The sequence below is a fragment of the Cupriavidus sp. FW305-46 genome (assembly GCF_058787075.1).
Genome location: NZ_JBYSZI010000066.1, coordinates 20760 through 31803 on the forward strand (window position 1 = coordinate 20760; position 11044 = coordinate 31803).

Here is an 11044-nt window from a genome sequence, read left to right on the forward strand (position 1 = left end):
AACAGGGGCCTGGCTCGCCGTCAGCCCCCCTGCTGCGCTGCCGCCCGCAAGGTCTGTGACGGCAGCTCGCCAAACTGGCGCCGGTACTCGCGCGAGAACAGGCTCAGGTGGGTAAAGCCGTGCCGCAGCGCAATCGCGCTGACCATCCCCTTCTCTTGCCGTGCCCGTTGCAGATCGGCGCGCGCCCCATGCAGGCGCAGCAGACGCAGGTACTCCATCGGCGTGGTGTTCTTGCTCTTGCGAAAACCCAGCTGCAAGGTGCGTGCCGATACGCCGCAATGCGCGGCGATCTGCTCCAGCGTCAGCGGCTGGTCAAGATTGGCGCGCAGGTGGGCGATGGCATTGCGCACATAGTCAGGCAGCACAGCCTCGAACCGGCGCGGCAGCATATTGCCATCCGCGGCAAAGCGGTCCAGCAGCAGTGTCGACAGCACGATGCGCTCGATGCTGCCATCCACCGCCGGCACGCCGCTGCCTTCGCGCCGCACCCGCGTTTCCGCGCGCAGGTAGCTCACCAGCGCCTGCCAGCGCGCGGCACGGCCATCGTCCGCCACCGGCTGCATGTCGAATTCAATCGGCACCGGCGGCTCGAAGCTGAACTGCTGGCGGAACGCCTCGTCGATCAGCTGCCGGCGGATCACCACGCTGAAGCGCTCGCAGCCCGGATCCAGCGACAACGTGGCCGGCACGGTGGGCGAAAACACAAAGGTCGCCCCCGGCGGCATCAGCATCGCACCGCGCGGGGTCTCCACGCGGCACGTACCCGCCAGCACGGTCTGGATCACGAACTCATCCTTGTTGGGCTGCGGCTCGATCTGCACTGCCTGGTTATAGGCAATGGTGACCAGCGTCAGCCGGCCGATGGTGCTGGTGTCGATACGGGCATCGAGCGCCGCATCGGCCTCGGTCGCGCGCAGCCGCGTAGGGCCGAACACGCGGCCGGACAGCGACTGGATGCGGTCGAGGTCACCGCCGCGGCTGACTGGCGAGCGGGAGGCTGCAGCTAACCATCCTGCGGTGGGTGACATGGCGTTGGAGAAAGAAGTGAACGGATCAACCGCGACCGACGCATCAACATCCGGCGGCGTTCTCCCCTCTCCCGCGCGCGGGAGAGGGGAGCAAACCAGCGGCCGTGGCAAGCGCATCCATCCTATGGCCACCCCCGCCCTCACGCAACCCAAGGGAAACCCCTGATGCCCCGGGCGCGCATTTTGCAAGCGCGATTGCGGCCCGGTGCCAGTGTCTTCGCAATAACGCTATGACGGCCTGCCACGCATCACTACTGTGCAAGGCATGCGTCGGCCATGCGCCGCGCATGGCACCGTGACGGACCGAGCCCGGCAACCAACAGACCGGGCCAGCCGCCGCCGGCATGGCGCACTTTCCCCCAGCACGCGGCAGGAGACAACATCATGCAAGCAGCGGTTCACCCCGTCGACCAGGTCCTGCCGGCACGCGCCATGACGACGCTCGGCTTCCAGCACATGCTGGTCAGTTATCTCGGTGCCATCGCGGTGCCGATGATCGTGGCCGGCGCGCTCAAGATGACGCCGGCGCAGACCACCATGCTGATCAGCACCGCGCTGTTCACCTCCGGCATCGCCACCCTGCTGCAGACCGTCGGCTTCTGGAAGTTCGGCGTGCGCCTGCCGCTGATGCAGGGCGTGGCGTTCAGCTCCGTGGGCCCCGTCATCGCCATCGGCACCGATCCGTCGCTGGGCTTCAACGGCGTCTGCGGCGCCATCATCGCCGCGGGCGTGATCGCGATGTTCCTTGCGCCGATCATTGGCAAGCTCAAGCGCTTCTTCCCGCCGGTTGTCAGCGGTTGCACCATCACCGCGGTGGGCCTGTCGCTGTTCCCGGTTTCGTTTCACTGGTTTGGAGGCGGAAGGGGCGCGTCGGATTTCGGCGCTCCCATCTTTTTCATCGTTGCCTTCGGCGTAGTGGCACTGATCCTGTTTATCAACCGGCACGGCGGCGAGCTGATCCGAAACCTGTCCGTGGTGATCGGCCTGCTGGTCGGCGGCGCGGTGGCGTGGATGCTGGGCATGGGCAGCTTCGATGAAGTCGCGCGCGCGCCGTGGTTCACCATGGTGACGCCGTTCGCCTTCGGCATGCCCACCTTCAACGTGGGCGCCATCACCACCATGGTGATCGTGATGGTGGTGCAGATGGTGGAATCGATGGGCCTGTTCATCGCCGTCGGCGATATCGTCAAGCGCCCCCTGACCGAGCGCGATGCCACCCGCGGCCTGCGTGCCAACGGCCTGGCCAGCGCCATCGGCGGCATGTTCGCGGCGTTCCCGTATATCGCCTTCATGGAGAACGTGGGCCTGGTCATCGTCACCGGCGTGCGCAGCCGCTGGGTAGTGGCCACCTGCGGCGCGATGCTGTGCGCCGTGGCGCTGGTGCCCAAGATCGGCGCGCTGTTTGCCTCGATCCCGGCCGCGGCGCTGGGCGGTGCAACCATGGTCATGTTCGGCGTAGTCGTGGCCGCCGGCATCAAGACGCTGGGAGAGGTCGAATACGACCGCAATCCCAACAACCTCTCCATCGTCTCCATCACGCTCGGCTGCGCGATGATGCCCGTGATGCTGCCCGGCATGCTGGAGAAGCTGCCCGGCTTCCTGCAGCCCTTTGTCCACAGCAGCGTGATCATCGCCTGCGTGGTCTCCGTGCTGCTCAACCTGATTCTCAATGGCGTGCCCGCCCGTGAAGCCGACGAGCTGCCCGCCAGTGCCGACAACGTCCAAGGGGTCTGAAACATGGTGCAGAACACCAACACCACCAGCGCCGCGCCCGCCGGCGACCTGCTGATCCGCAACGCCGCCGCCGTGATGACCGGCCGCACCGGCAATGCCGCGCGAGCGGGCGCCGCCGACATCCGCATCTGCGACGGCCGCATCGCCGAGATCGGTGCAGCCCTGCCGCGCCACGACGGCGAGGCTGTGCTGGACGCCACCGGTTGCGTGGTCTACCCGGGCTGGGTCAACACCCACCACCACCTGTTCCAGAACCTGCTCAAGGCCGTGCCCAGCGGCATGAACGTGGGGCTGGAACAATGGCTGGCCTCCGTCGCCTACCCGCGCCTGGCGCGCTTCACGCCGGAGATCTTTCGTACCGCCGTGCGACTGGGCATGGCCGAACTGCTGCTGTCCGGCACCACCACCTGCGCCGATCACCACTACCTGTATCACCACGGCCATGGGGCGGAGACCGGCGACGTGCTGTTCGAGGTAGCGGAGGAGCTTGGCATGCGCCTGGTGCTGTGCCGCGGCGGCGCCATCCAGTCAGCCTCAGATCACCCCGGCATGCGCGCGACTGCACTGGTGCCGGAGACGCTGGACGAGATGCTTGCCGATATCGAACGGCTCAAGGCCCGCTACCACGATGCCTCAGCAGATGGCCTGCGCCGCGTGGTGGTCGCGCCGACTACGCCGACCTTCTCCCTGCCGCCCGCCCTGCTGCGCGAGCTGGCCGCCTTCGGTCGCGGCATGGACCTGCGGCTGCATTCGCACCTGTCCGAGACCGACAACTACGTGAAGTTCTGCCGAGAGAAGTACCAGTGCACGCCGGTGCAGTTCGTGGCCGACCACGACTGGCTGGGGCCTGACGTCTGGTTCGCGCACCTGGTCACCGTGAATCCCGAAGAGATCCGCATGCTCGCCGTGACCAACACCGGCATGGCGCACTGCCCTGTCAGCAATGCGCGGCTCGGCAGCGGTATTGCGCCAGTGCGCGCGATCGCCGATGCGGGCGTGCCGATCTCACTGGGCGTGGATGGGGTGGCATCCAACGAGTCGGGCAGCATGGTGCATGAAGCCAACTTCGCGTGGCTGGTGCACCGGGCGCTGGGCGGGGCCGCGCAAACCCGCGTGGAAGAAGTCATCCATTGGGGCACCGCAGGCGGTGCGCAGGTGCTGGGGCTGCCGGGAATCGGCACGCTCGCGCCAGGGCAGTCTGCCGACCTGGCGATCTATGACGTCAGCGGGCTGCGGTTCCATGGCTTCCATGACATCGGCACGGCACCAGTGGCGGCAGGCGAGCCTACGCCGGTGCGGGATGTGCTGGTGCGCGGGCGTCAGGTAGTGCGCGATGGGATGATCGTCGGATTGGATCTGGAGAAGTTGCGCCGGGAGGCGCGGGAGGCATTGGCGACGCTGGTGGATTGAGGAGGGTGGTTTAGGCGTTTGGCTATTTGCGGGCGGGCGGGGGTCGGGCAGGATGCGGCGTCCGTGTGGGAATGCGAAGTGTCTTATCGAGTCGAGCGCCGCGACGCGAGAGACTGGGGCTGTCATCGAACAACGGTGACCGAGTGTGGAAACTCGAATGCCAAAGCCGGACCGGTCGTACTTGACGATCGGTCCCGCCCATACGAGCAAGCCATCCTGCTATGGCGGGCCGGGCGAGGTAGCCGCAAGGCTGACCGGCATTGGCTTTGGCACCGGTTTTCCACCCTCGTCGTCAGGCCCGCCGCCCTCCCCTAACGTCGTGCGGCGGACCTTCACTCAACGATAGGAGGTCCTATGTCGGAAATCGATCTATCCACGGCGCGGTACAGCCTTCAGTCAGTCTCGGCTGGTATGGATGGTGTGCTTACCCTGCTGGAACAGCAAAGTGTGCAATTCGAGGGCTGCTTTAGTGCATTTTGCTTGTTGGGGCTGGTGAAAGCGCAGCTGGAGAGTGTGTTGGCGGATGAGCTGCCTGCGTCTTAACGGGGATGGCTTCCCGGCAAAGGCGCTGACAGTGAAGTCGGGAAGCCTCTCCCACCCCTGGTGTCGGCTCGCAGCGTATGCACCAATCGCAGAGCGTGGGAGCGCGCCAACTCAGTACACTTCAACCCATAAAAATAGGCTCATGGCCGATTGGCGGGGGCTAGCGGTTTGTGGGATTGGGGTGTGGTTTTCGGGCTGCGGCACTGCGGTTGGGTGTCGTGCTACGCGCGGCGAAATCCGGGTGGGCGTCTAAGGTCGAGTCACAGGGCAGTGGCGAAGGCATTACGGCATAAGAAGCGATGCGCGCGAAAAGCGCCTTCACCGCCGGCTGCCGACTCAGGGGCGAGAACTTCTATAGTTTCGGCAACTGGGAAACGACGGCGAATTACGATCAGGCCTCCCAAGGGTTCAGGATGCTGACGCCAGTTGCCATGAAGTCGGCGACATTTCGTGTAACGACGGTCATACCGTGCACGATTGCTGTGGCGGCAATCAACGCATCCCGCTCCGATTGCCGGTCTGGTACGTGCAACCGAGCGCAACGCAGGGCCACGGCGGTATCAATGGGCAAAACGCGGCCTGCGAATTCGGGCAATACATGGTGGTCCAGCCACGCCCGCAGCAGCGCACCCTGGCGGGCATCCCGCCGCTCGATTTGCAAGACACCGGTTTCCAGTTCCATGATGGTGACCGCCGACACAAAGAGCCAAGCTGCATCAACGCTGGCAGACCAGGCTGCAACGTTTGCATCAGCCTTACCGGCTCGGACCTTGCGCAGTTCGGAAACGACATTGGTATCGAGTACGAACATCATGTGAGATCAGCGGGCCGGAATTTGATGTTGGCACGTGGCGGATTGAACTCGATGTCCTCAACGCCGGGCATCGCGAGTGCGTCTGCAATGTTGCGGCGCTGCTGGGTGAGCCTCTGATATTCCTCGAAGCTCAACAGCACATGCGCCGGTTTGCCGCGGTCCGTAATGAAGACCGGACCGTCCTTCGTCGCCTTCTTGGCTCTTGTCACGTCCTGATTGAGTTCTCGGCTCGATAGGGTTGTGATCGTCATGATGGCACTCCCGCCCACTTCAATGTAGTTACGTTACTACAATGAAAAGGACGACGCAACCCTGCTTTGCCAAGATCACGAGGAGGTGCCTTGCCTACGTTGATATGCCCGCGCTGAGCTGCAAGCCATGCGGAATTCCGATGGGTCAATTGACGACGCACCGGCGTCGTCAACGCGACTCAGCCCGCAACGCGGCTGAGTCAATCCACTTACTTCGCCGCAGTCTTCACCTGGTCCCCGGTGTAGCTCAGCGAAGCCAGTTCCTCCTTCGCCTTCTCCGGCGTTTCCAGCTCCAGCACCACGCGGCCCACCATCAGCCCCAGCGACGGGGAGCTGCGCACGTACTTGGTTTCGCCGGCATCCAGCACGAAGCTGAGCGTCTTCTCGGTTTCGGTCGAGGCCGCCGCGACATACTTGCCGGCCGTGCGGTCCACGAAGAAGAAACCGCCGGGCTTGGATTCGCCAACGACCTGGCTATTCAGGCGAATATCCGGCTGGATAGCCGCCCCGAACATCGACGCCGAACGCAGGAAATAAATCCGACCCTCGCCCGGCTTCAGCGTGGGCATCGAAGCCGCCATCTCGGCGTGCTTCACGCCCGAAGCGCATCCCGCCAGCAGCGATGACACCGCCAGTCCGGCGATCAGCATGCGCGCAACCCGTTTCATTCCGATTCTCCCAAGTTCAAAGGTACTGCTGTCGTTAGCGGGGAGTAGTTCTGCTCCCCAGGCAGATAGAAGCCCACCAGCGTCTTGTTGCGGACGACCAGGTAGGCCTCATGAACGTGGCGGCCCTCGATTGTGAGAATGGTGCCGACGGGGCGGTAGACATCGCCTTGCGGGAGGCGCCCGACCTGCGACCAGGTCGACTTGGCAGCGAGGTCTCGGGAATAGCCGGTGTCGAGCTTGACCTGCGCCGGCGCCAGAAGCTGGACGCGCTTGGCCGTGGCAGCTGGCTGCATGAGCTCCACTGTTGCCGGGGTGGTCGCGATCATCGGGGCGCAGGCGGAGAGTGCCAGGCTAACGCCTGTGGCGAGCCACAGGCGGCGGGCGCGGAAAGAGGAGGAGGTCATGGCTGGATACGCTCGGGTGTATGGCTCACAGCCTGAGCGGCTGCGCCCCACAGCAATTGCGCCAGTCGGCACGATGCGGCGCCATTGGCACTTTCCCTTGGCGCCGCCCAGGTTGTCTTCTGAGGCTAATTACGACACTGGGACAGACATGCTTAATACAAAGCGGCACCCTACAGGAGGAGGGTGCCGCAGGAATTCCCCAGCTAGCTGGCACAAATGGAAATCGTCTCCAGCCGAGTTTGGCTGCGGCTACGAAATTCCTCTCAATCCCCCTTGAAACCCGACGCCTTGATCACCGGCGTCCACCGTGCCGAAAGCGCGCTCGCATACCTGGCAACCTCATCAGAAGTGCCGCCCGGCAAGATGTCATAGCCAGCGCGCGCCAGCTTCTCGCGCACGTCCGGCATGGCCAGCACCTTGCGCACGGCCTGATACCACTGCGCGGTCACGTCGGGCGGCGTGTTGGCGCGGACATAAAGCAGGTAGCGCGACGAGGTCACAAGGTTGGGAAAGCCAGACTCCGCAAACGTAGGCACATCCGGCAAGGCATCGGCGCGCTTTTCCCCTGCCACGGCCAGCACGCGGAGCTTGCCGCCGCGATGCAGTTCGGTAAAAGTCGTGATGGCGTCCATGCCTGCCGCGATCTGGTTGCCCATCATTTCCGTTGCCATCGCCGCGCCACCGCGATACGGTACCAGCGTACTGCCGGCGCGGGACTGGCTGACGAACTCCACGGCAAGGAAATGCAGCAGCGTGCCAACCGTGCTGATGCCGATCGAATAGTCAGCCGGCTTGGCCCTGGCGGCCTTGACGAAGTCGGCCAGTGTCTTGATGGGTGAGCTGGCGCTGACTGCAATGCCGAACTGGACGCCCGTCACATCGGTGATCGCCGTGAAGTCGGTGGCGGGATTGAAACGCATATTGCTGTAGATCAGCGGCCCGATGAACATCGGATCGACGGGGGCCAGCAGCACGGTGGTGCCGTCGGCCGGGGCGTTCTTCAGCCCTTCGGCCGCCACGCGCGTCCCGGCACCGGGCCGGTTGTCGACGATGACGGTGCGGCCCATGGCGTCTTTCAGCTTCTCGGACAGCAGGCGGCCCATGTAGTCGGCCGGCCCGCCCGGCGGAAACGGCACGATGATGCGCGATACAGACTGCCCCCATGCGGCCCTGGAGAGCAGGCCACCGGTACACAGGGCGGCGGCGGTTCCGGCCAGCATGGCGCGGCGCGACAGCCGTGGGGCGTAAGCAGGTTTGCGTTCGTTCATGGGAAGCTCCTGGGTCTAGATGCCGGTTTGCACGTCGGTGTAAGGGGTAAAACGCGCCGCGTCTTCAATCGCCTGGCCGGCGCGCAGCAACAGGTCTTCGCGGAAGCGCCATGCCATCAGCTGCACGCCGACCGGAACGCCGCCGGCCATGCCCGTCGGCACGGACAGCCCCGGCATGCCGAGCATCGCTGTTGCCAGCATGGGGCTCTGTGCGTCCAGCAAGGCCCGGTTCTCTTCTGGCGTGCGGATATCCGCGTCTTGCACGCTCGGGCGCTGCCACGACACCGGCATCAGCACCAGCGGATAGGTTTGCATGAACACCGACCAGCTTCGTGCAATCGCCTGGCGCCGTGCCAGGGCATCCAGAAAACCATCGCGGTCGGTTTCCTGCATCCCGTCCAGCATGTTGCGCTGGCTTTGCCGCATGGCCTCGTCGCCATGCTGGTCAACGCCCGCGATGATGTTGCGGCGGCTGTCGTCGACCGTCAGCGTGCGCCACAGCGCTGCCGCTTCCATGAAATCAGGCAGGCTGGCTTCCTCGACGGCGTAGCCCGCTTGCTGCAGCCATTGCGCGGCACTGTCCAGCGCTGCGCTGACCGCGGGATCGACGGGAATGCCCGGACAACGCCGGAACAGCGCCACGCGGATCGGTCCCGGCGGCAGCGGCAGTTCCAGCGGCACCGGCACCCAGGCTGGGTCGCGCCCGTCATAACGGGCCATGGCGTGGTAGCCGAGCCGCAGGTCGGCAATGCTGCGCGCAAGCGGCCCTTGCACGGACATGAGTTGTGGCGTGATGCTGCGCTCGGCAGTGGCCGACGGGTTGTACGCGGGCACCCGCCCCGTCGTCGGCCGCAAGCCGGCGACACCGCAGGCATAGGCCGGATAGCGAATGGAGCCGCCGATGTCATTGCCATGCGCCAGCGCCCCCATGCCGGAAGCGACCGCGGACGCGGCACCGCCGCTGGAGCCGCCGGGGGTGATATCCGCATCCCACGGGTTCAGCGTGCGCCCGTGCAGGCCGTTGTCGGTAAACCAGCGCGAGGAATAGGTAGCCGTATTGCTGCGCCCGACGATGATGGCCCCGGCACTGCGCAGGTGCGCGACCACGGGGGCATCCTCACGCGCGATGTTGTGCTTCAGCGGAATCACGCCGTTGGTGGTGGCATGGCCTGCCTGGTCGACATTGATCTTGATCGTGACCGGCACGCCATGGAGCGGCCCCAGTTCTGCGCCCTCAGCGACCTGGCGGTCCGCGGCATCCGCGCTGGCCAGCGCCTCTTCTGCCAGCACCTCCGGCAACGCATTCAGGCGAGGGTTAAGGGCATCGATGCGAGCCAGCACGCTGGCCGTGACCTCGCGGCAGGAAATCTCGCGCCGCCGCACGGCATCGGCAATATCGACAGCGCTCCAGCGCCAAAGCAATTCAGCAGGTTTCACGTCAAGGCTCCCAGGATTCAGGCAATAGGAATCCCACCCGCCGTGTCGGATGCCACGATGGCGGTTGGGTGTGCAGAAAAAGGGGGACGCTAGCGCGTCAGGGGATCAGTCGACCGGGCTCATCAGCAAGCTCCCGCGGTCCACCCGGGACTCGGCTTCCAGGGCCAAGGATTCGGCATGCTCCATGTGCTCCTGCATCAGGGCACGCGCACGCTCCGGGTCGCGCGACCGGAAGGCTTCGATCAGCGCGTTGTGGCTGTGGAAGATCTCTTCATCAAAGTCGTCGAAATCATCCTGCGCATTACGCACCACGATGACGCGGCGGATGATGTCGTTGAGCAGGCGGCAGAACAACGCCAGCATCGGGCTGCTGCAGGCATCGGCCAGGCGGTCGTGGAACAGCAGGTCGGCTTCGCGCCGCTCGTTCCAGTCCGTGCTGCCGCCGTGTTCCGGGTGGCTCAGCCCGACCAGCGCTTCGAGATCGGCGATGTCGGCATCGGTCAGGCGCAAGGCGGCGTTGGCTGCCAGCTCCGGCTCAACCGCGCGGCGCAGGGCGTAAAGCGTGACGATGTCGACCGACTGGAAGTACAGGAAGTTGGACACTGCCTCCAGGCATCGCTCATAAGGCGGCTGCGTCAGCGTGGCACCGCCGTTCGGCCCCGTGCTGACCTTGACCAGCCCCTGCGCCTGCAGCGAGGCAAGCGCCTCACGCACCGTCCCGCGTGCGACGCCCATCTGTTCGATCAACGCTGCTTCCTGCGGCAGCTTGTCTCCGACCTTCTGGTGCGTCTGCACGATCCAGCGCTTGATATCGTTGACCACCTGGTCCGAACGCTTCACGCGTCTGCTGCCCTCTATCTGCGGGGTCGGCTTGGAATCCATCGCTTCGTATTTATGATCATAATTACTATGATTATGGTGAAGGACTGGGCTTTTCCTATGCGGGTATTCCCGGCGAGACGGGTCAAGAGCAGCAAGAAGTCGGGGGGCATGGAGGGGTCGGACCCGCCGACATTCGCGCTGTCCGCGCGCCCACCGGCGAACGAAATCCGTCGATTCGGCCCATGGGCCTGGAGCGGCGCTTGGCGATGGCCTATACCTGACGCAAGCCAACCATCTTGATCACGAGGTATCCCATGCACCACGCCTTCCCTCCCAACGACGACCCCAACGCCATGGCCTACTGGCGCGCGCGCCGCATGGTGCACGCCCTGCGCGGCTGGTACATCCACCTGCTGGTCTACGCTGTCGTCAATGGCTGGCTGTGGTTCCGCTTCTTCTACTTTCCGTCGCCGCGGTGGTCGCATTACGCCGCCACCGGCTGGCCATGGCCGCTGACCACGACCCTGGCCTGGGGCCTGGCGCTGACCGTGCATGGGTTGCTGGTATGGATGCGGCTGTCGCGCCGCGGGCGTGACTGGGAACAGCGCAAGATCCAGGAATTCATGGATCGCAAGTGAATCCCTCGGCCGGGGGGGGGGCGGGGG

General features: G+C 65.1%; 12 protein-coding genes. 4 read left to right on the forward strand and 8 right to left on the reverse strand.

The window, feature by feature from the left end; all coding sequences use genetic code 11:
• Positions 1–20: 20 nt before the first annotated feature.
• Positions 21–1028 (reverse strand): AraC family transcriptional regulator, encoded by a 1008-nt coding sequence (locus AC3WON_RS26080; RefSeq protein ID WP_492320392.1) that lies wholly within the window; start codon positions 1026–1028, stop codon positions 21–23.
• Between the two features lie 384 nt (positions 1029–1412).
• Here AC3WON_RS26080 and AC3WON_RS26085 point away from each other — a divergent pair, with 384 nt between their 5' ends.
• From AC3WON_RS26085 to AC3WON_RS26095, 3 genes are all read left to right on the forward strand, one after another.
• On the forward strand, positions 1413–2762 hold the full coding sequence (locus AC3WON_RS26085) for a nucleobase:cation symporter-2 family protein (RefSeq protein WP_492353040.1): 1350 nt from the start codon (positions 1413–1415) through the stop codon (positions 2760–2762).
• A 3-nt stretch (positions 2763–2765) separates the two neighbouring features.
• Positions 2766–4172 (forward strand): amidohydrolase family protein, encoded by a 1407-nt coding sequence (locus tag AC3WON_RS26090; protein ID WP_492353041.1) that lies wholly within the window; start codon positions 2766–2768, stop codon positions 4170–4172.
• 354 nt (positions 4173–4526) lie between these two features.
• On the forward strand, positions 4527–4715 hold the full coding sequence (locus AC3WON_RS26095) for a DUF1484 family protein (protein ID WP_316151686.1): 189 nt from the start codon (positions 4527–4529) through the stop codon (positions 4713–4715).
• 391 nt (positions 4716–5106) lie between these two features.
• On the opposite strand, the gene AC3WON_RS26100 is transcribed toward AC3WON_RS26095, so the two are convergent.
• The 7 genes from AC3WON_RS26100 to AC3WON_RS26130 all read right to left on the reverse strand — a co-directional run bounded on the left by AC3WON_RS26100 (position 5107) and on the right by AC3WON_RS26130 (position 10397).
• Complete coding sequence (locus AC3WON_RS26100; protein ID WP_492320395.1) at positions 5107–5529, reverse strand: type II toxin-antitoxin system VapC family toxin; 423 nt, start codon at positions 5527–5529, stop codon at positions 5107–5109.
• Positions 5526–5780, reverse strand: coding sequence for a type II toxin-antitoxin system Phd/YefM family antitoxin (locus tag AC3WON_RS26105; RefSeq protein ID WP_078198072.1), 255 nt, complete (start codon positions 5778–5780; stop codon positions 5526–5528). The genes AC3WON_RS26100 and AC3WON_RS26105 overlap by 4 nt, the downstream gene beginning before the upstream one ends.
• 209 nt (positions 5781–5989) lie before the next feature.
• Positions 5990–6448: a DUF2846 domain-containing protein gene (locus AC3WON_RS26110; protein ID WP_010812293.1), complete on the reverse strand. Its 459-nt coding sequence runs from the start codon at positions 6446–6448 to the stop codon at positions 5990–5992.
• Positions 6445–6852 carry a hypothetical protein gene (locus AC3WON_RS26115; RefSeq protein ID WP_492320396.1) on the reverse strand — a complete coding sequence of 136 codons (408 nt, stop codon included), beginning with the start codon at positions 6850–6852 and terminating at the stop codon, positions 6445–6447. Before AC3WON_RS26115 ends, AC3WON_RS26110 begins: the two co-directional genes overlap by 4 nt.
• A 263-nt stretch (positions 6853–7115) precedes the next feature.
• On the reverse strand, positions 7116–8120 hold the full coding sequence (locus AC3WON_RS26120; RefSeq protein WP_492320397.1) for a Bug family tripartite tricarboxylate transporter substrate binding protein: 1005 nt from the start codon (positions 8118–8120) through the stop codon (positions 7116–7118).
• Positions 8121–8135: 15 nt separating this feature from the next.
• The gene (locus AC3WON_RS26125) at positions 8136–9557 is read right to left on the reverse strand and encodes an amidase family protein (RefSeq protein ID WP_492353042.1); all 1422 of its coding nucleotides are present in this window, start codon (positions 9555–9557) and stop codon (positions 8136–8138) included.
• A gap of 105 nt (positions 9558–9662) precedes the next feature.
• On the reverse strand, positions 9663–10397 hold the full coding sequence (locus AC3WON_RS26130) for a FadR/GntR family transcriptional regulator (protein ID WP_316151692.1): 735 nt from the start codon (positions 10395–10397) through the stop codon (positions 9663–9665).
• Between the two features lie 296 nt (positions 10398–10693).
• On the opposite strand from AC3WON_RS26130, the gene AC3WON_RS26135 reads away from it, so the two are divergent.
• Positions 10694–11017: a 2TM domain-containing protein gene (locus AC3WON_RS26135; protein ID WP_010812298.1), complete on the forward strand. Its 324-nt coding sequence runs from the start codon at positions 10694–10696 to the stop codon at positions 11015–11017.
• Positions 11018–11044 lie beyond the last annotated feature (27 nt).

Bases quoted from the DNA above. Each gene is read 5' to 3' on its own strand.
- AC3WON_RS26080 (WP_492320392.1), bottom strand. From the start codon at position 1,028: ATGTCACCCACCGCAGGATGGTTAGCTGCAGCCTCCCGCTCGCCAGTC.
- AC3WON_RS26085 (WP_492353040.1), top strand. From the start codon at position 1,413: ATGCAAGCAGCGGTTCACCCCGTCGACCAGGTCCTGCCGGCACGCGCC.
- AC3WON_RS26090 (WP_492353041.1), top strand. From the start codon at position 2,766: ATGGTGCAGAACACCAACACCACCAGCGCCGCGCCCGCCGGCGACCTG.
- AC3WON_RS26095 (WP_316151686.1), top strand. From the start codon at position 4,527: ATGTCGGAAATCGATCTATCCACGGCGCGGTACAGCCTTCAGTCAGTC.
- AC3WON_RS26100 (WP_492320395.1), bottom strand. From the start codon at position 5,529: ATGATGTTCGTACTCGATACCAATGTCGTTTCCGAACTGCGCAAGGTC.
- AC3WON_RS26105 (WP_078198072.1), bottom strand. From the start codon at position 5,780: ATGACGATCACAACCCTATCGAGCCGAGAACTCAATCAGGACGTGACA.
- AC3WON_RS26110 (WP_010812293.1), bottom strand. From the start codon at position 6,448: ATGAAACGGGTTGCGCGCATGCTGATCGCCGGACTGGCGGTGTCATCG.
- AC3WON_RS26115 (WP_492320396.1), bottom strand. From the start codon at position 6,852: ATGACCTCCTCCTCTTTCCGCGCCCGCCGCCTGTGGCTCGCCACAGGC.
- AC3WON_RS26120 (WP_492320397.1), bottom strand. From the start codon at position 8,120: ATGAACGAACGCAAACCTGCTTACGCCCCACGGCTGTCGCGCCGCGCC.
- AC3WON_RS26135 (WP_010812298.1), top strand. From the start codon at position 10,694: ATGCACCACGCCTTCCCTCCCAACGACGACCCCAACGCCATGGCCTAC.